Annotated in this window: 23 protein-coding genes, 1 tRNA gene and 1 pseudogene; 10 read left to right on the top strand and 15 right to left on the bottom strand. The window is 40.0% G+C overall.

Going from position 1 to position 19,108, the window contains the following annotated elements:
* Positions 1-5: 5 nt before the first annotated feature.
* From HT99x_RS08340 to flgB, 9 genes and pseudogenes are all read right to left on the bottom strand, one after another.
* A complete protein-coding gene (locus HT99x_RS08340) occupies positions 6-1,094 on the bottom strand; it encodes a flagellar basal body P-ring protein FlgI (protein WP_075065893.1) in 1,089 nt (362 codons plus the stop codon).
* Between the two features lie 9 nt (positions 1,095-1,103).
* Positions 1,104-1,835 carry a flagellar basal body L-ring protein FlgH gene (locus tag HT99x_RS08345; protein WP_075065894.1) on the bottom strand — a complete coding sequence of 244 codons (732 nt, stop codon included), beginning with the start codon at positions 1,833-1,835 and terminating at the stop codon, positions 1,104-1,106.
* A gap of 11 nt (positions 1,836-1,846) precedes the next feature.
* Positions 1,847-2,632, bottom strand: a complete 786-nt coding sequence (gene flgG, locus HT99x_RS08350; RefSeq protein ID WP_075065895.1) for a flagellar basal-body rod protein FlgG — start codon at positions 2,630-2,632, stop codon at positions 1,847-1,849.
* An 18-nt stretch (positions 2,633-2,650) separates the two neighbouring features.
* Positions 2,651-3,394 carry a flagellar basal body rod protein FlgF gene (locus HT99x_RS08355; RefSeq protein WP_075065896.1) on the bottom strand — a complete coding sequence of 248 codons (744 nt, stop codon included), beginning with the start codon at positions 3,392-3,394 and terminating at the stop codon, positions 2,651-2,653.
* 15 nt (positions 3,395-3,409) lie between these two features.
* Positions 3,410-4,336 (bottom strand): flagellar hook-basal body complex protein, encoded by a 927-nt coding sequence (locus HT99x_RS16045; protein WP_445971443.1) that lies wholly within the window; start codon positions 4,334-4,336, stop codon positions 3,410-3,412.
* A 54-nt stretch (positions 4,337-4,390) separates the two neighbouring features.
* Positions 4,391-5,365: pseudogene (locus HT99x_RS16050) on the bottom strand (flagellar hook protein FlgE); the annotation flags it as partial.
* A gap of 25 nt (positions 5,366-5,390) precedes the next feature.
* The gene (locus HT99x_RS08365; protein WP_075065898.1) at positions 5,391-6,065 is read right to left on the bottom strand and encodes a flagellar hook capping FlgD N-terminal domain-containing protein; all 675 of its coding nucleotides are present in this window, start codon (positions 6,063-6,065) and stop codon (positions 5,391-5,393) included.
* Positions 6,066-6,079: 14 nt separating this feature from the next.
* Positions 6,080-6,505, bottom strand: coding sequence for a flagellar basal body rod protein FlgC (gene flgC / locus HT99x_RS08370; protein ID WP_075065899.1), 426 nt, complete (start codon positions 6,503-6,505; stop codon positions 6,080-6,082).
* A gap of 3 nt (positions 6,506-6,508) precedes the next feature.
* Positions 6,509-6,898 (bottom strand): flagellar basal body rod protein FlgB, encoded by a 390-nt coding sequence (flgB, locus tag HT99x_RS08375; RefSeq protein WP_075065900.1) that lies wholly within the window; start codon positions 6,896-6,898, stop codon positions 6,509-6,511.
* A gap of 255 nt (positions 6,899-7,153) precedes the next feature.
* On the opposite strand from flgB, the gene flgA reads away from it, so the two are divergent.
* The 4 genes from flgA to HT99x_RS08395 are packed head-to-tail and all read left to right on the top strand — an operon-like array spanning position 7,154 to position 9,440.
* Positions 7,154-7,852 (top strand): flagellar basal body P-ring formation chaperone FlgA, encoded by a 699-nt coding sequence (gene flgA / locus HT99x_RS08380; RefSeq protein ID WP_075065901.1) that lies wholly within the window; start codon positions 7,154-7,156, stop codon positions 7,850-7,852.
* A 29-nt stretch (positions 7,853-7,881) separates the two neighbouring features.
* Positions 7,882-8,223: a flagellar biosynthesis anti-sigma factor FlgM gene (locus HT99x_RS08385; RefSeq protein ID WP_075065902.1), complete on the top strand. Its 342-nt coding sequence runs from the start codon at positions 7,882-7,884 to the stop codon at positions 8,221-8,223.
* A gap of 9 nt (positions 8,224-8,232) precedes the next feature.
* Positions 8,233-8,724: a flagellar export chaperone FlgN gene (locus HT99x_RS08390; protein ID WP_075065903.1), complete on the top strand. Its 492-nt coding sequence runs from the start codon at positions 8,233-8,235 to the stop codon at positions 8,722-8,724.
* Positions 8,721-9,440 (top strand): flagellar regulator YcgR PilZN domain-containing protein, encoded by a 720-nt coding sequence (locus tag HT99x_RS08395; protein WP_075065904.1) that lies wholly within the window; start codon positions 8,721-8,723, stop codon positions 9,438-9,440. Before HT99x_RS08390 ends, HT99x_RS08395 begins: the two co-directional genes overlap by 4 nt.
* Positions 9,441-9,448: 8 nt before the next feature.
* Here HT99x_RS08395 and HT99x_RS08400 read toward each other — a convergent pair whose 3' ends face one another.
* Entirely contained in the window at positions 9,449-12,004 is a 2,556-nt protein-coding gene (locus HT99x_RS08400) for a hypothetical protein (protein WP_075065905.1), read from the bottom strand.
* A 186-nt stretch (positions 12,005-12,190) separates the two neighbouring features.
* Here HT99x_RS08400 and HT99x_RS08405 point away from each other — a divergent pair, with 186 nt between their 5' ends.
* A complete protein-coding gene (locus HT99x_RS08405; RefSeq protein WP_075065906.1) occupies positions 12,191-12,451 on the top strand; it encodes a hypothetical protein in 261 nt (86 codons plus the stop codon).
* Positions 12,452-13,006: 555 nt separating this feature from the next.
* Here the strand turns inward: HT99x_RS08405 and HT99x_RS08410 are convergent.
* Together HT99x_RS08410 and HT99x_RS08415 are read right to left on the bottom strand one after the other, a co-directional pair.
* Positions 13,007-13,168: a hypothetical protein gene (locus tag HT99x_RS08410; protein WP_158003368.1), complete on the bottom strand. Its 162-nt coding sequence runs from the start codon at positions 13,166-13,168 to the stop codon at positions 13,007-13,009.
* 146 nt (positions 13,169-13,314) lie between these two features.
* Positions 13,315-14,043, bottom strand: coding sequence for a hypothetical protein (locus tag HT99x_RS08415; RefSeq protein ID WP_075065907.1), 729 nt, complete (start codon positions 14,041-14,043; stop codon positions 13,315-13,317).
* Between the two features lie 112 nt (positions 14,044-14,155).
* Between HT99x_RS08415 and HT99x_RS08420 the strand changes: the two genes are divergently transcribed.
* From HT99x_RS08420 to HT99x_RS08435, 4 genes are all read left to right on the top strand, one after another.
* On the top strand, positions 14,156-14,290 hold the full coding sequence (locus HT99x_RS08420) for a hypothetical protein (protein ID WP_259566073.1): 135 nt from the start codon (positions 14,156-14,158) through the stop codon (positions 14,288-14,290).
* Positions 14,291-14,303: 13 nt separating this feature from the next.
* Positions 14,304-14,379 (top strand) — tRNA-Arg (locus tag HT99x_RS08425).
* A 177-nt stretch (positions 14,380-14,556) separates the two neighbouring features.
* Entirely contained in the window at positions 14,557-15,735 is a 1,179-nt protein-coding gene (locus HT99x_RS08430; protein ID WP_075065908.1) for a phage integrase central domain-containing protein, read from the top strand.
* 18 nt (positions 15,736-15,753) lie between these two features.
* Positions 15,754-16,347, top strand: coding sequence for a hypothetical protein (locus HT99x_RS08435; protein WP_075065909.1), 594 nt, complete (start codon positions 15,754-15,756; stop codon positions 16,345-16,347).
* Between the two features lie 181 nt (positions 16,348-16,528).
* On the opposite strand, the gene HT99x_RS08440 is transcribed toward HT99x_RS08435, so the two are convergent.
* Together HT99x_RS08440 and HT99x_RS08445 are read right to left on the bottom strand one after the other, a co-directional pair.
* Complete coding sequence (locus HT99x_RS08440; protein WP_075065910.1) at positions 16,529-16,819, bottom strand: hypothetical protein; 291 nt, start codon at positions 16,817-16,819, stop codon at positions 16,529-16,531.
* A gap of 35 nt (positions 16,820-16,854) precedes the next feature.
* Entirely contained in the window at positions 16,855-17,901 is a 1,047-nt protein-coding gene (locus HT99x_RS08445; RefSeq protein WP_075065911.1) for an RNA-binding domain-containing protein, read from the bottom strand.
* Between the two features lie 158 nt (positions 17,902-18,059).
* Here HT99x_RS08445 and HT99x_RS08450 point away from each other — a divergent pair, with 158 nt between their 5' ends.
* Positions 18,060-18,272 (top strand): hypothetical protein, encoded by a 213-nt coding sequence (locus HT99x_RS08450; protein WP_075065912.1) that lies wholly within the window; start codon positions 18,060-18,062, stop codon positions 18,270-18,272.
* 3 nt (positions 18,273-18,275) lie between these two features.
* Here the strand turns inward: HT99x_RS08450 and HT99x_RS08455 are convergent, their stop codons facing one another.
* Complete coding sequence (locus tag HT99x_RS08455; RefSeq protein WP_075065913.1) at positions 18,276-19,103, bottom strand: metallophosphoesterase; 828 nt, start codon at positions 19,101-19,103, stop codon at positions 18,276-18,278.
* Positions 19,104-19,108 lie beyond the last annotated feature (5 nt).

Raw genomic sequence — 19,108 nt, forward strand, 5'->3', positions numbered from 1 at the left:
TACCTCTAAATAATCTCTAAATCGGCTTGCAAAGCACCTGCTTGTTTCAGTGCTTCTAATATCGCAACCAGATCGCCAGGTGCTGTGCCCACTCTATTCACCGCATTCACGATTGATTCCAATGATACTTTGCTATCGAATAAGAACATTCTTGAATTGGGTTGATTAACCGATATTTCAGACTTAACTGTCTCTGCGGTTAAGCCTAATGATAAAGGTTGTGGCTGAGAAACCTGTTGAGTTTCACTAACAGTCACAACCAAGTTGCCATGGGCAATGGCGGCAGGACCCACCGTCACATGTTTACCTATCACAATGGTACCCGTACGTGAATTAACCACGATTCGTGCTCGCATTTCGCCAGGAACCAGCTCTAAATTTTCAAGTGCTGAAATAAAAGTGACTTTTTCCGTCAGATCGCAAGGAACATGCACTTTAATGGAAGAGCCATCTAAAGGAGTCGCGGTTCCAGGACCTATATATTCGTTAATGACCTCGGTTAACCTTTTGGCAGTGGTAAAATCGGCATAATGCAGGTTAAAAATGAGTACATCGCTTTGGGTAAAGGGGCTTGGTACGCCTCTTTCCACAATCGCACCATTGGGAATACGACCAATGGAGGGAACATTGACGGTGATTTTAGAGCCGTCTTCACCTTCAGCAGACAAGCCACCAACGACTAAGCTCCCTTGTGCCACCGCATAAACGTTACCATCTGCCCCTTTTAAAGGCGCTAAGAGTAAGGTACCGCCTCGTAAGCTTTTTGCATTACCCAGTGATGAAACGGTGACATCAATTTTTTGCCCCGGTTTGGTGAAGGCAGGCAGCTCTGCATGCAGTGCCACCGCTGCCACGTTTTTAATGCCCGGGTTAATATTATCAGGAATGGTCACCCCTAATTTATTTAACATGTTTTTAAATGACTGCTTGGTAAATTCTTCTGAATCGCCCGTCCCATTTAAACCCACAACCAGACCGTAACCGATTAACTGGTTACTACGAACCCCTTGAATAACAGTCAGATCTTTAATCCGTTCAGCATGTGCCAAATTGATTAACAATAAACCTAAGAATCCAATCCATTTTATTCTCATGGCAATCCTTTAAATTGGCCAGTAAGGGCTTGATAAGAATCGTGTTAACCAACCCTGTTTATTTTGATTCGCAAAAGTGCCTGTGCCACTATAAGATATTCGTGCATCGGCTATACGATTCGAATCGATGGTATTATTCGGATTCACATCTTCTGGGCGAATAATGCCTGAGAGCCGAATATACTCATTCCCATCATTAATTTTAACCCACTTTTCGCCTCTGACATATAAATTCCCGTTGGGATAAATTTGCGTCACCATAACCGAAATAGTACCTGTTAATTTATTATTCTGTTTACCATCAGAGGTACCAGTAAATGAGCGTTGCGAGTTAATATTGGTCGCCAACCCTAAATTAGCCGTGGTTTGCAAAGGAATGGGCAGCTCTTTAGGAAACTTCCATTCGGCTTGCGTACCGAACAAATTGGGCTCAGGCGTGGTGTTTTGATCGTTCTTTTTATATGTGTTTTCTGCTTTTTTGGTCGCATCTGTTTTTTCGGTCAGGAATACCGTAATCAAATCACCGACATGATGTGCTTTGATATCTTCATATAAAGATAACGATGTACCTTGTTGCAAATAGTAAATCGACCCCATATCAGGCGTTTGAACAGGGAAGCGTTCAGGAATAATCGGCGCATAGTTTGGATCATTCGGGAACTCAACCAAATTAGTACATGCCCCTAATAAGAGGGTAAGCGCTGGAACAATAAGGCTAATCAATTTTGTTTTCATTTTCATAAAAATGCTACTTACATGGTTTGTGATAAATATTGCAACATGCCATCGACCGTTTCGACCGCTTTTGCGTTCATTTCATAAGCACGTTGTACTTCAATTAAACGCACTAATTCTTCAACCACATTAACGTTAGAGCTTTCTAATGAACCTTGATAGAGTAAACCCAAATCGTTTTGACCTGGATTGCCGGTTGTGGGTGAACCACTTGAACCTGTCTCAACAAATTGATTTTCACCAATGGGTTGTAACCCCGTTGGATTGATAAAGTCTGCCAATTGAATGGTACCAATTTGGCTAGGAATGGCGTTACCTTCAACCAGTACCGAAACGGTACCATCATTACCCACCGTGATGCTGAGTGCATTGTTCGGAATGGTCAGCGCAGGCTGTAGCGGATAGCCATTTGCTGTCACAATTTGCCCGGTGCTTGAAAGTTGAAAGGAACCGTCACGGGTATAAGCCGTGGAATTATCGGGTCGTAAAATTTGGAAATAACCTTGACCATTAATCGCCAGATCTAATGGGTTTTGGGTTTGTATTAAATTACCTTGCGTTTGAATTTTTTGTGTCGCAAGCGTTCTAACACCCGCCCCCAACATCAAACCCGATGGGATTTCATTTTGTTCGGTGGCTTGAGCACCAGGTTGTCTTACATTTTGGTAAAACAGATCTTCAAATACCGCTCGACTCTTTTTATAGCCTGTCGTGCTCACGTTAGCTAAGTTATTTGAAATAACTCGCACATTGGTATCTTGTGCGTCTAACCCCGTGACACTAACCCAGAGTGCTGGATGCATGGTTATTCTCCCTCAAAATTAACTTAACGCTATCGTTCTATCTGTTGATTGTGAATTTTCTTTGGCAATATTGAGCATTTTTAACTGCATCTCAAATTGCCGTGATAGCGTAATCATGGTTATCATCGATTCAATCACATTGACATTACTTGCTTCTAAATAACCTGAAGCAATCTTAACGGTACTATCTGCTTCTAATGGTTTACTGCCTTTGGTGCGAACCAAACCATCGGTAGATTTAACTAAGTCATTGACATCAGGCTTTACCAGTTTCAACCTATCAATGATTGCCGCGGTATTACTGGAGCCATCTAAGGGCATTGCTGAAATCGTACCATCGGTGCCAATTTCTATTTTTTGTCCGGGTGGCAAAGTAATGGGGCCACCCGTTCCTAATAAAGGCAATTGATTAGCGGTAACTAATAACCCTTCTTCGGTGATTTGCATGCTATTGGTACGGATATAAGCTTCACTGCCATCAAGAGAGCTGACCGCTAACCAGCCATCACCATTGATAGCAATATCAAAATTGCGCCCGGTTGGGATTAATTCACCTGAGGTAAAATCCGTTCGAGTGCCATTAATAGACGAATAAATACGCGATGGTAAGGTACCGACCGCTTGATTGTAAGCGCTAACAAACTGAGGATGATCGGCTTTAAACCCGGGTGTATTGGCGTTGGCTAAATTATTGGCATTAATCGCCTGCGCTTGTAGCACATTTGCGCTGCTTGACGTTGCCACATAAATCATTCCATCCATGGTTTAATTCCTAGCTTATCTTAAATTAATAATCGTTTGGGTGACGGCATCGGCTGTTTTAATTGATTGTGCATTCGCTTGGAAGTTACGTTGTGCCACAATCAATTCTACCAATTCATCGGTCAATTCGACATTCGAGCTTTCTAAGGCACCCGATTGAATCGTTCCTAATTCAGCCGTTCCTGGTGCACCAATTAAGGCAGAGCCAGAAGAAAAGGTTTCTACCCAACTGGTATTACCTTGTGGACTTAATCCTTGCACATTACCAAAATTGGCTAATGCCACCTGCCCTAAAGCCAATGACTGACCATTATTATATTTGGCAAAGAGTACCCCAGAGGAATCCACATTCACCCCAGCAAGCAAACCGGTTGAATAGCCATTTTGACTCAACGCTAATACCGAGAATGGCGCGCCGTATTGGGTTGAGTTATTGAAATTGAGGCTCACTTGTTGTGGACCAAATGCACCACCTGCGGGGGTCCAATTTGAGATATCAATGGGATCGGAGCTGGTTTGCACAATACCCGATTGTGGACCCGATACTAAACCGGCATGACCTGGGTTAGGTCCACCCACAATAATCCCTTGATTGCTGTTTGTGACTAAATTAATGGTGCCACGTTGCGCTTGATTTAAAGCAACGCCCCCATTCAAATTGAAATTCGCAAAGTTTGCACCGGTTGCTTGCGTACCATCGGTAATCAATTGAATATTTCTTGAGTCATTGGCTGTCAAAATGATGCTTGTACCCGCACCGCCAGGTTGCGTTCCCACCACACCGGTTGTTGCGGTTTGCGCATTAATTAAATTTAACAAGTCGGTTTCATTGGCATTCACCCCAATGATTGGCACGCCATTAATGCTAAAATCACCCGCCGCCAAGTTACCGAAAGTAGCAATCCCTAAGTCTAAGACATTAGGATTCACCGATGCGGTCACACCATGAGATGCGGTATTTTGGTTAATTGCTGCTGCCAAGGCAATAGAGCTTGCACCATTATCGGTGGTTGATGAACCATCGGAAGTACTAGAACTTGCGGTAATCGCAACACTATTTAAGGTTAAATCGTTGAGGTTCAAGGGTTGTAATGAACCTGAGTTGACAAGACCTGATGTGGTACTGGTGACAGGACCTGGGCCATAGTAAGTCGCAGGTGTTGCTGGATTATTAACGATATAACCACCTGAAGTATTAAATACTAAGGTATAAGGTTGTGCGAGTTCGCCTGTTGGGTAAGGCATGGGTGGTACCCCAACGGGTGGTGTGTTGGGAACCGGTGTCACGTCTGAGCCATCAATCCCCACATAAACACGCCAGGTGTTTTCCGCATGGGCTTTAACAAAATAGCTGGTCATGATATGTGAGTTACCCAAGCTATCATAAATAGTTGTAGAGGTAGAGGAATTATAGGTAGATGGATCGGGTGGTAGTACTGGCGTAAACCCAGCGACAAAGGGAGCGGTTGGTGGCTCTGAGGTTGCATCAAGGTTAACATTGACATTGACGGCGCTAGAAGGTTTAGGCGCTAAAGTTGCCGTACTAATTTGTAAATCGGTTTGTGCCCCAGTAATGTTACCTAAATTATCGGCTAAAAATCCTCGTAAGCGCTGGTCGGTGTTATTAACAATATAACCATTTTTATCAACACCAAAAGAACCGGCACGTGAATACGCGATACTGCCATTATTACTCATAATAAAAAAACCTTTACCCGAAATAGCTAGGTCAAGGTTGTTATCCGTGAAACTGATTTGTCCTTGGCCAAATTGCTGTGTTACCGCTGAAAGCAATACACCAGAACCAATCGCTGTTTTACCACCCCCACCATTGGAGTTAGCATAAATATCTGCAAATTCGGTACGTGAACTTTTAAAACCATTGGTACTCACGTTAGCAATGTTATTACTAATCACGCTAAGCTCGCTGGATGTTGCTTTCAAACCACTAAGTGCCGAGTTAAAATCCATTGCTCTATCCTTTCATTTTCATCGTTTAGCTAATCGTACGAATATCGTCCATGGAAATTTTTCCATAGCCTGACACATTTAAAGTCACAGGTTGTCCATTTTTGTTAATGGTGACACTATCGACATTCGCTGATAAATAAGTATCAATACGTTGTTCTTGACCATGAATCGAAGCTTTTGCAACAAAACGATACACGCCTGAAGGTTGTGCATTACCGCTGTCATCTAAACCATCCCAGGTAAATGCCATTTCACCCTTTTCAACATGGTTCACTTTCACGGTTTTAACGACTTGGCCTTGCTCGTTAACAATGTCCATTTGCACATTAGTTGCATAAGGCGGTATTTCGATGCTGCCCCTAACATTGTTACCTTGCAAATAAAGTCCATTCTCGGTTTTCACATCTACATTTTTGCCAACTAAGGATGAGGCTTGTAATGCTTGATTGGAATTGAGCGAATTCGCAATTTTATTGAAGGCGCTTTCCATATTACGGATCCCTTCTAAGGTGCTAAATTGCGCTAGTTGTCCTAAATATTCTGCACCATCTCTGGGTTCTAATGGATTTTGATTTCGCAGCTGAGTGACAAATAGCTGCAAAAATTCATTTTTTTCTGATTTATCTTTCTCGGCTTTTAATGGGGAGTTAAGCCCAATATCGCTGAGATTAATGCCTTGTATACCACCCATATCACTCATACTGTTCACCTAAATTACTTTCCAATATTAATAATGTTTTGCATCAATTCTTTTGCCGAACGCATCATTTCGGCATTGGTTTGAAAGGTTCTTGATGCTGAAATCATATCTGCCATTTGATCGGCCACATTGACGTTTGATAAATAAACATACCCGTTACTATCAGCTTTAGGATTGTTGGGATCGTATTTTTTTTGTACATCTTTATCACTTTGCATAATATCGGTCACTTCAATCCCAACGGATGCTGCATCTTCTATCGCATCATTCATGGCTTGCATTTGTACGGTTGAGAATACGGGATGTCTTGAGCGATAAGCATCTTCTGGGGAGCCCGCCACACTTTCGGCATTGGCTAAGTTACTGGCAATGGTATTTAAGCGTAAGCTTTGAACACTCATTCCCATTCCGGCCACATCAAAAATATTAAATGTCGACATGGATTACTCGCCTCTCAATGCGGTTGTAAAGCTTTTAATTTTCATATCCATAATGCGTAAACTTGCTAATAGGCGCATATTGTTTTCTGCTAATTTGGCACTTTCAATTTGGGTATCAACGGTATTTCCATCTAGCGAGGTTTGTAAGGGCTCGCGATACATTAATGGCACATCTGCGTTGTAAGTACTGTTGGCGATATGGGCTGGATTGGTTGTCATCATGCCCTTGCTTTGATTGCTCGATATATCTTTTAAGACATCATTGAAATCCATGTCTTTGGCTTTATAGCCTGGGGTATCCGCATTGGCTAAGTTACTTGCCAAGACTTCAGCGCGTTTGATTCGTAGGTTCAACGCGTTTTCATGTATGCCAAAAAGATTATCAATATTCATATGCCATCATATTTTGTTACTTAACTACACAATATGATTGCAACAACAATGCCAAGTCAGCATTATGTTTAAATTCAATTGCTTAACAATTTTTAACCATCTGCATTGCCATGCACCGTCGGCAAATCTTTTCCGCTTTTGCCGCAAGCTTTCCGCTTTTGAAGATGGCATAGTTTATGCAAATCAGATACAAAGGCTTTATAAGGCGTCAACCATTTGACGTCATGATTTCATGCATATTGCAAGGATGCGGTCATGAAGAAATTAGGGATTAGCGTATTGATTAGCTGGCTACTGGCTCCCCAAGCCTTCGCCCAGACACTACAGCAATCGGATGCTATCTATAAAGCCGTTGAGGAGCATATTACGCAAGAGCTTGCCAATGCCCCAAGCGCTTTCAATGACGTTAAAACCGCCATTACACCACTTGATAGCCGTTTACGACTTCAAGCTTGCGAGGCCCCTCTTCAGACCATAACCGAATTTGGCAACATTAAACAAAAACACTTAACAATTAAAGTGAGCTGTGAAGCGCCTGTTAAATGGGCCTTACGTGTTCCGGTTAAACTGCAAATTTTTCAACACGTTGTGGTTGCTTCCCAACCTATCTCTCGCGATCAAATCTTAACCCCTCGCGATGTACAGGTGCTCAAACAAGATATTGCGCAACTGGGTGATGGTTACTTTCAAGCAGAAGAAGAACTGATTGGTTTATCTTCGGTTAAATCCATTCAGCCTGGCTCGGTGATTAAGCGTCATATGGTAAGACAGCCGCTGATTATTCACCGTGGGGAAACCGTTAAAATGGTGGTCTCTTATCCAGGATTTAATCTCGAAGCGGCAGGCGTGGCACAAATGGATGGCGCAGTGGGTGACACGATTAAAGTGAAAAATGCCCGCTCTAATAAAATCATCGATGCCAAAGTTAAAGGCAGCGGCGAAGTCAGTATTTAGAATCAGTTTGTTTTTAAAAGGAGTTAAAAATGTGGATTGAAATGAATAGTTTAAACTTAGAGCTTTATGCCAATACTAAAACAAAGAAAGCGACTACAACAGAGAAAGCCGTACCTGCGCAAAATGCACAGCCTGAAGTTGAGTTAAAGGATGCGCCTTCGACAGAGCTTTCACTGCAATTGCAAAAATTTCAACAGAAGATCAAAGAAGTTCCACTAGTAAACGAGCAAAAAGTGAATGCGCTCAAACAGCAAATCAGCGACAGAACCTATGGTATTTTAAATGCCAATGCAGACATCGTTAATGATTCTTCCATGCGTTTAGCTGAAAAAATGCTTTCATTTGAAAATGATTTATTTGGTAAAAAATAAGGGCACAGCATGATAGAGCTCAATTCCAGTTTTTTAAATAATTTTGAATGTGTATTGCTCACGTTACAAGCAAAACTTGCAAGCTTTCAACAGTTTTTAGATGAAGAAAAACTGTTGCTCAACAAGCAAGATATGCCCGCCTTAGAAGCTGCAGTTTATCAAAAGCAAACACATATGAATGAAGTACAAATGAGCATGAATGAATTGAAAGAATGCTTAAATAGCCAATCTTTTGAAGAGAAAAACATTAAGGCGATTATCGATCTTTATCCGCCGCATAAGCAAAAAATCATTCATAACTTATGGAATGATATCAAAATAGCTTTAGAACAATGCGACCAGAAAAATCTACTGAATGGCATGCTGATTACCACTATAAAGAATTTGAATGATGTCATTCTACGCATTATGACCCAAAGACCACAAGAATCGACGACTTATTCAAATCCACAGCAGAATAATCAAAATGGCCCTATTTCAACTCGAGAACATAAGGCATGAAATGGTTAAACTTTTTTAAGCGACGTTTAAACCATCGCTTAGCAAAAGAACGTGACGAAAAAGAAGCGCTTTTCCTTGATACGGTGCTGGCAACCTTATTTAAACACGAATGTGCTGTTAATATTCAATTTTATCGTTTCAAAACACCTTTTTTAAGCACCGTGCTTTATGTTGATCCAGCACACCGGTTTATTCTGATGGATGAGATCAATCATGATGAAGGGCATAACCTCGCCTTACAGGGTGAGTCTTTTGTCATTAAAGCACAATGTGGTGAAGATTTTGTTGTGTTTGAAGGACAGGTTCATTCAGTGCAATCTTTCAATGGCCATTCCTGCTATCGTGTTACTTATCCTAAGGCGATTGCCCATAGTAAACGCCGTGATTGCCCTCGCCTTCCTATAAACCACAATAATAAGATTGATCTCTTTATTGCGCCTCTTCCCCGCTTTAAAGCCTTTATCAAAGATGTATCGATGTTAGGGGTTTCCATCTGCATTCCCAAACATTTACGTAATGTCGTTCATACCCTGTTAGAAAATCATGACAGCCGTCTCATTTTTCAACAAGAGCCCACCTTAAGTTTTGCCTTTTCGTTAAAACATTACCGTCATGATTTTGAGAATGGTCAGTTGATTCTGGGTTGCCAATTTGAGCAATTAGATAATACGCGTCTTAAGGTGCTGGCGAAGATGATGAATCCTAATCTGAAGTAAACCATTGACTACATTTTAGTTGAGTTTCTTGGATTAATAGGCTTTACTTCTGCTTCGTTCGTTATCTCATTATCATTCTTTTTAACTTCTTCATGTCTATTCTGTAAACTTTGATAACCAGGCACGAATGAGCCTCGTCTAACTTGTGGTGGTGTCTCGGTTGATGCGTTATAACCCGAGCTTGCGGTTTTAGGGGGCAGTTGCGGCGGCACTGATGCTTTATAACCCGAGCTTGCCGTTTTCGGGGGTAATTGCGGTGGCACCGATGCGTTATAACCCGAGCTTGCAGTTTTTGGCGGTAATTGCGGTGGCACCGATGCGTTATAACCCGAGCTTGCGGTTTTTGGAGGTAATTGCGGTGGCACTGATGCGTTATAACCTGAGCTTGCCGTTTTCGGGGGTAATTGGGGTGGCAGCGATGCGTTATAACCCGAGCTTGCGGTTTTCGGAGGTAACTTGGGTGGGCCTGAAGCAAGACGTGCTTCCTCTGCTTTTGTTTCGATGGATAAAAGTTTTTCTTTCCATTTTTCTAAATATTCATAACCGCGTCCATTTTGCTCAACTCCTAAGGCTTTAAATAAAGCCTCACTTTTAGCTGCAATATTTTCTTCATTCTCTCCAGTAAGATCTCTGCTTAAAATAGTAGCCTCAATTGTTTTGAGGTGCAAAGCGGTCGTTAAGCGATCACGATTAAATTGTTTTACTAAATCAGAATCCTTATTCTTGCTGACAAAATTGGCCACTTTTGCAAGTGTTTTATCATCTAAGGTCGGTATCGCATTAGGGTGTGCATTTAATGCTTCATGAAATTTTGCGATAGCAACTTTAGGATCTTTTTCTGAAATGGGTATGGTGTTTTCATTGATTTGTGATTGTAATACTTCGTTGTGAATATAACCGATTATTTTGGCCTCAATCGCTTTCTCTTGTTGCTCTGGTTTCATGTTCCTGATGTTTTCAAGTTCCATTTCATTTTCTACACCTTGAAGGGTTTTCGCTTTCGTTTGGCTGGCTTTTAAGTCTTGACTTTTCAAAACATTATTAACACCATTTTGTATCATCGCTGGCACACCCAGCAAGAGATGAGTAGGTCCTGATGCGATAACAGATAATGCTTTCATAAAAGGTGAAGGTCGTTTTTCTGCATAATTCCTAAAACGATCGACATCTTTTATCGTTTGCGCAGGATTAGCTGCTTTTGATATTAAAAAAATAGGCGCGGATACGACCGCAAGAGCAACCAGTCCTAAACCACCCAACCCCATTGCAACTGGCTTTCCACTTGTCATGGCTTTAATTAATTGATTTCTCGCCAATTTAAGCGGATTATTTTTACTGATTGCATCTCCCACTTTTTCTAACATCCCTTTTGGTTTTGCTCGCATCATTTCTTGTTGACATTCTTTGGCATGCAAGTAGGCTTCTTGCGGATTTTTAAAAACGCCATAAGCGCCTTGTTTAAAATTTTCTTGCAATTTTTTACTATTACACCCTGCAGCTAAAACCGAATCGACTGTTCCCGAGCAGTTGTTATGCATCATATCAAAACCGCCATCATCCACAATTTTGCGCATTTGTTGTAACATTTTTTCAGGATTGAGCCTTTTGGGATCATGAGGGTTATCAGCACTTGCAATAGGAAGATGAACGACATTATCAGGATTTGCTCCTAAATTAATTGTCATTCGGCCTTCTTCTTTTAATCGTTCGATAAGCTCTTCATCAATTTGATATTCAAGTTCACGTATGTCGACATATAATTGATTTAATTTATCTCTCGTATGAGACATTAGGCTTTCGATTGCATTAGGACTAAGACTTTCTATGGTTACGCCGTCTTTTTTATAGACAACATCCTCAGGGTTTAAATTATTTTTCCATTCGCTGGCAAAACGATTGATAAGCAAATTAATCGTTGGACTTACATTAACATTCATGTTGGGTTGATTGCTTACCTTTTCATCAAGCATTGCTACTTTCATATATAAGAGGTTAAGTGATTCATCATCATTAAGTAATTTTGCTTTTTTTTCATTGAGCAAAACATGCTCCATTTCCTTATCACTTACCTGGGTAAGATGAACGACGCGATCAACCCCCATGCTGATAATTCTACTGCCAATACTACCTTTTACACTCCTTAGTTCTATATCTTCCCCTTTCCATTTTTCAGAATGCTGAACGTTAACGCCTAAAGCCTCGCTTCGACGATCGATTTCATGTACATTTAATTTCGTTTCAACGCCCTCTTCTGTTTTCTCACCTGGCCACCAACTAAAATAAACCTCATAAACAGATTCCTTATAAACGGATTTGTCGCCATCTTCTGCGCTAACCGTTTTCTTCTTTTTTAGTTCAAAAGGGATTGTTGGTGGGCCTTCGCAATAGGCTTCAACGAGGCGTTTGCCTTCTTCATCAGCGGGAATCGTTAATTTAATGGCAGCATGACCTGTATTACCACCAAACAAAACCCCGTCCACAAAGTGCAACATGCCATTCCCCTGAGATGTCCCACTTCCCCAAGTAATGACTTCAACGCCCGTCGTTGTCGCATTTTTTGCCATTAGAATTCACCTTGCTCATTATTTATATTTAGAGTGGTGGCTACTATTATTTAGTTCTCCAGATTCAAATATCGTTAAAATTCAAAATATTAGACTGGGCTAGCTCGGTTCTTTCAATTGATATACACCGATTGTTAAGGTTATAGTGTCGTTCGAATCAGAGTAGTAATGACAGGCAACAAACCAATGAAAGAACTCAATCTTGATGAATGTTTACTGGTAAATGGCGGCGATAAATTTGCAGATGCAGCAGCCGTCGGCGGCTTAATGAGTACTGTCACCGGTGCAACTCTCGGCCTTATCTTTTATCAGGATATTGGCATTAATATTGTGGGTGGATTTTTTATTGGTAGCACCGTTGGCTTAACCGTTGGATTTATTGTTCCATTTGTTGGCCTTGGTATTTTTACCGGCATTCAAAAAACCCATGAATTTTTTGGGCGTTAGTCGCTGTTAGTTCGCGAAGCGAACGTTACAGCGACTTACGTCCCGGCGTAGTCGTCATTGCAAGCAATGACAGACGGAGACGGACTGTTTCAGATGACGGCTTACCCTCGGCGTAGTCGTCATTGCAAGCAATGACAGACGGAGACGGACTGTTTCAGATGACGGCTTACCCTCGGCGTAGTCGTCATTGCAAGCAATGACAGACGAAGACGGACTGTTTCAGATGACGGCTTACCCTCGGCGTAGTCGTCATTGCAAGCAATGACAGACGAAGACGGACTGTTTCAGATGACGGCTTACCCTCGGCGTAGTCGTCATTGCAAGCAATGACAGACGAAGACGGACTGTTTCAGATGACGACTTACTCACTGCTTTCCATGCTGCAATTAAGCTACCCGCCGTCGCCACGGCTATGGCGGGCAAGCGCAAGACAAGCAAGCCTCAGCCTCCAGCTACACCCACAAAGTGAACATAGCAATGTGAACGCTTATAAACAAAAAGACATCCATTTAATATGATTAAATGGATGTCTTTCGTACCACTCGATAATAAAAATTATCTTTGTGGTTTGCTTGGGTTATCCTTTCTACCCATATCTTTATTATGGCCTGGTTGTCCTGTTTGGCCTGGACGTTGTGGTTGTCCTGCTTGACGTTGTTGTTGTTCTCTTTCACGACGTTGACGTTCTTCTTGCTCTTTCTTTGGATCGTGACCCATGGTGCATACTCCTATTTATTAATGAAAGACAGTTCAATTTATGCAGTCTGTATATCTTGCTCATGGAGGTCTTTGTTTCCATAAGCTTCACATAAAAGATAGCCTAAAAGTCTTGCGTAAAATGAAATTTTTTAGCCAGTGTAAATTTATCTTGTGGTTATTTCAGTGATTGCCCATGGGAGCCAATAAGCAGACTCTGCACCATGTTCAGGATCATCGATATAATCATTAGCTTTGATGGCATCCGTTAAATCCGAAATTAAGCCATACTGATTCAATTGAATATTGAGTGATTTGCTAATTTCAACATGGAAATTATCGCAATAAAATGAATGGAATACGCCTGTTTCAAATCCCAATATTTCAAAACCTCTAAAATGATCAAGATGATTACTTATTTTTCCCGCTTGTAAGCATTCGTAAACGCCCGTTAAACCAACAGCTTGGTTACTTGGATTTTCACTTTCTAAAATGATATCTCGATATTCTGCCGTGGTGGCAATTTGCAAAATTTTAATATCAGGAACCCAAGAGAGGTATTTTTTAGCAAATGTCATTGCAGGTTCCGGCTCAAAAAACATTTCTTGCCAGCCCAATTTATTTTGCTTAAACAAATCATCACATTCAGTCATAAATTGCTTCAATTCAGAAGACGTGAGTTTTAGTGCTTTTTGATATCGCTCGAGTTTATTCGGTTTGTCGTTATCATTCACCCAGCTCAAACATTCAACGATAGGATGAATATGACAAATACAGTTGCTTAAACTCCATATACGCAGAGGTAACATTGCCTCGTCTAAACGCATCGAGGGATTGGCTAAATGTGAAGGTGTGCTCCCTTGGACAATAAAGTATCCACCAATATAGAAATCCATCTACCCTCTTCCAACAATGCATAAGCCAACTAGCTTTTTAGGTCACATGACAGCCTACATGCCACATGGTAAAATCGCCTACCTATTCTAGTTGTTCTTTGGGATAAAACTCATGTCAAACGAGCGCCCTGTAACTTTAGCAGATTTAAAACCTTATCAACCCTTTGGTATTCCAGTACTAAAGCTATTAGGTATGCTAACCCTACTTTCTTGTTTTATAACAATCGCTTACGAAGTATTATTCTAGCATCCCTTTCTTGGCCCCGGTGGCACAGTGGATAGCGCGGCCCCCTCCTAAGGGGCAGGTCGCAGGTTCGATTCCTGCCCGGGGCACCAGTTACTTGTCCAACAAGTATCACTAGGTAACAATAGAGATTAAAAAAATATAGTAAATTCAATATATTAACCTGGTTTAACATCCAAGCACATTTTTTAAGCGCTCTTGAGTTCCACCCCTATTTGGGGGTATAAGGTGGGGTATCTGAGATTGGACCCCAAAAAAGTACCCCCAAAATGCCTTTGACCGATATAGTAATTAGAAAAACAAAGCCAACTGACAAGCAGATGAAACTGTTTGATAGTAAAGGACTTTATTTGCTATTGAAACCTAATGGGGCACGCTATTGGCGTATGAAATATCGCTTTGCCAATAAAGAGAAAGCGATGGCTCTGGGGGTATATCCGGAAGTGTCTTTGGCAGAAGCTCGTGAACTTAGAGACGATGCTAGGAAAAAATTAAAACAAAATTTAGATCCCGTTAATGAAAGAAAGCAAGCTAAGATAACTGCTTATATTGAAGCGACCAACCAGTTTGAAACCGTGGCGATGGAATGGTTAGAGCGCCAGAAGAACCGTTGGACACCCAAGCATACCACCAAGATCTTGAATGCTTTTAAAAGATATATTTTCCCCGATTTGGGGCATCGCTCTATCGTTGAAATTAATGCGCCCGAGCTGTTACGTACCATGCGTAAAATTGAAGCTAAAGGCCTTCATGAAACTTGTATTAAAGTTTTACAAAGTTGTGGTGCGGTTTTTCGTTATGGTATTGTCACTGGCCGTTGTGACCGCAACCCTGCAGCTGATTTACGGGGTGCATTAACCCACCCTGTTTCTACACCGCAAGCAGCATTATCTGCTCAAGAATTACCAGAGTTTTTAAGAACATTGAAGTTATACCAAGGGCATAGACTAACCAAGGTGGCAATTAACTTAATTGTCCTCACCTTTGTGCGCACCACTGAATTAAGAGCAGCGGAATGGAAAGAGTTCGATCTAGATGCTAAAGAACCAATCTGGCGTATTCCAGCAGCTCGCATGAAAATGCGCAGCGACCATTTGGTGCCCCTTGCCCCTCAAGCTGTTGAATTATTACGCCACGTTCATCAAATAAGCGGTAGAAGTCGCTTGGTCTTTCCAAGCCAAGCCTCTCCTTCTAAACCCATAAGTCAAAACACCATGATTTATGCGTTATATCGCATGGGTTATCACACCCGAGCCACCATGCATGGGTTTAGAGCAACCGCTTCCACCATTTTAAATGAACAAGGCTGGCGCGCTGACGTGATTGAACGTCAACTTGCGCATACTGAACGAAACAAGGTTAGAGCAGTTTATAACCGTGCTGAATACCTGAGCGAACGTCGTGAAATGATGCTGGCTTGGGCGGATTATTTGGATGGGTTAACTTAGTCACACGGGTACAAATTCATGGAATTAGAAGGTTTAATCTCATTATATGAATATAAAGATAATGATGAAGCGGTGCTTAGAATTTATATAGCAGCGCTCATGAATAAAATTGAACTTTATATTCAATCAACTTATTTTGATCAATTTGTAAAATTAGAAAAACAACATGTTCAATTAATTCGTTCTATGCATCCAAAAAAAGCAGAAGTCTCGTTTAAGCTACCTTTGGATGAAGATCAAACACGAAATATCTTTTTCCCAGACACTAATACCCAATTAGCAAATTTTACTGACCTTTGGGCCTATAAAATTCAGACCGAAAAAATTCTAAATCAAGTTAATTCACCACAACTAAAATTAAACGAAACAGAAAGAAATTATATGCTCAAATTAATTTTGGGAATGGCTGTTACATCATTTGGTTTTAATCCTCACGATAATAAAAATCTTGCAACGGGTAACAAGCCAGGTAGTATCAAAGCTGAGCTTTCAAGTATTGGACTTGCTATCGATGAAGATACCATACGTAAATACTTGAAAGAGGCTAAAGGGCGATATCCTTATGTCAGGCCTCGAGAGATAAAAAATCTTAATGAATCAATTAAGACTTGATAGGATTGTAAAACAACTTGTTGTATATGACTTTATACCAACTTCCACTTGTATTCTAATTTTTGCAGCGCAATTGAGACTTGAGTAAGAAAGAAGACCAATTTAGGAATTCCAGTTACTAGAGCGATTTTGCGCTTCTGCGGCCCGCAGAAATGATGTGGAGGGGGGACCCGGTTAAAAATCATTTTAATGTTAGCTTTCCCGATTTTTTCCCCTGAGATAAACAATATGCCCATTCACGCCAAGCTGTGATTATTTCAGCTAATTTTAGTTCTTCGTCTTTATTAAGTTCTCTACCAATTCTTGTTCTTACCCATTCGTCAATTCTATCTCCTCCTAATGAAGAATGATGCTCAAAAAAACCTTCTAATACCATACTTCTTGTATGGCCACTTAATTCAGAAAATAAACTCCAAGCTGTATTACCTTGAATATATTTAGAGATATTTTCAATCATTTCTTCTTTATTCATTATTCTTTCTCCATAATAAACAACTTAAATTTAATTTACAGCAAATTGTTATTTTTAATCACATCAAACTTAGATTTATCTTCATCAAAAAAATGATGTGTATACTTAGTTTTTGTTAAATTATAATCTTGGTCGAATTCTACTCGAGCGACATCGGCACTATCAAAAATTGCAAAGGAACCATATCTCAACTTGGTAGGTAAATCTAATTCATGATGTTGTAACAAATTATTGGCCAGATGTGCCAAACTATTATTTATGTAATAATAGCTATTTACTTTTGATCCCTCTCTTCTGTATGGCTCAGGCATTACAGTTAAATATCTACCTCCATCACAACTTATAACAAATAAATTTTTTAGCACAGTTAAATGGTACATTAAAAAATATCTGGTTTTATAAGCCTTGGAATCAGGGTTCTTTGTGGCCCAAGACTCATCAAACTGTTCATGATCACCATCAAAATTTGAAATCGCAAAAGTAAATTCAGGAAATTGGGTGTAATAAATACACTCGGCACCGCTATGAAGGTGTCCTTTGCTCCATTTTTCTGGATTTTGTAAATATTCATGCATTCTTTCATTCACAGTTTTATCTAAGCCAAATCTTTCTTTATACATTCTTTCAATTTCAGAATCGGTAGCCGTTTCTAAAGATGAAACATTTCTATCTGCATTTCTTGTATATACTGTTCCGGCATTTATAATGGCATGCCCCTCTTTCTTCTGCTTAATAAGGAAATAAGGTTTATCAGATACATCAGCAATAACAAGAATATCCACTTCATGGTTATCTTTTTTCTCTGTATACAAATCAATGTTCGGATTGTGATTAAAATTTGAATTTTTGATTAAATCAGATATTTGAGAAAGCTTCTTGCGATTTGCATCATTTTCAATTCCAACCACATTTTTATAATCATCAATACCAAAGACTATATATTTATTTTTTTTGGAATGTGAGTTCGCAAGGCAAAGTATATCGTGAATTAGTTTTGCAGTATTTTGATGATATTGCCGTTTAAAATCAAGATATTCCGATTCGCTTTCGGTTAATAATTCTTCCAAAGTTAATCTGTTCATAAACACTTTCATAACTAAGAACATGTAAATTTAGATTATAAATGAAAATGTAGTTTTACTTAAAGGTTGGAATTTTTGCACTGATCAAATTAACAACAATTATATTTTAATCAATAGTCTATGTTAAATTAACCATATGATACTAAGGAATATCATTAATGATAAATAAACAATTTGGATTGTATCAAATAAGATTTTCTCCACCGCCTTCCATCCCCGGGCCAATACGTTCTTTTGATACAGTAGAAGAAGCTAAAGAATATATAAATACTCCTAAGGATCCCTTAATAGGAGATGCTTGGATTATCGTAGAAAGCACGAATGGTGGAAATCATAAATTTATCGAGTGCATACCAATAAAAACTCGATAGAGATTATTTAGGCATAAAGACTAGTGTTTCACTATCAATAGTTCCTTGCACATAAGGCTGATTATACTCAGCCTTTCCTACTCTCACCGTCAAATTATCTAAAGCTTGATAGGTACAACCATCATGCGTATGACCACAAAGCGTCAAAATATCGATAGCTGGATTCTCTATCGCAAAACGAGTTAAAACTTCACCTGTAACTTTTGAGCTGAAGAACGGCAAATAATCATCAGAACTTACTTTACCTTCATGCCTTGCTGCTTCTTTAAATGGAGGAACATGGGTGATGACTATAATCTTTCTAGGATTTTGTTTTGCAGCCACACATAATTTCTCATATAAACCATGGGCATCTTCATCAGCTAATTGCTGCATTTTCTCAAGCAACTGGAATCTGCCCAGAATCTTTTGCTGAAATAACTCAGTAATCATTCGGCTATCATTTATGACTGCATAACTATTGACATAATCACCATATCGTCCATCAGCCCAACCATCTACTCCCACTAATAACACCTCATTATCCAAAGTAATGGGATCACACGCATTCAGCCAAAACAGTAATGGATGATTATTAGTTAATAAACCCACTAATTCACGAACTTCAACAATTTGGCCACGATAATAGTCATGGTTCCCTAGTACAAAATAAATGGGTTTTTTAAAAGAATCTCCCATTTCATGCAGAATAAGAGAAAGCACGTTTGCTTCCGCGATATCACCACTAATTGCAATAGCATCAATATCGTTTGGCAATGTTTGATAAAATTGCAATCGCCTCTTGGGATCTAAAAAATTAAGGTGAGGATCGGTTAACCAAGCTAATTTCATAAACA

This window comes from Candidatus Berkiella aquae, from assembly GCF_001431295.2.
Taxonomy (GTDB): domain Bacteria; phylum Pseudomonadota; class Gammaproteobacteria; order Berkiellales; family Berkiellaceae; genus Berkiella; species Berkiella aquae.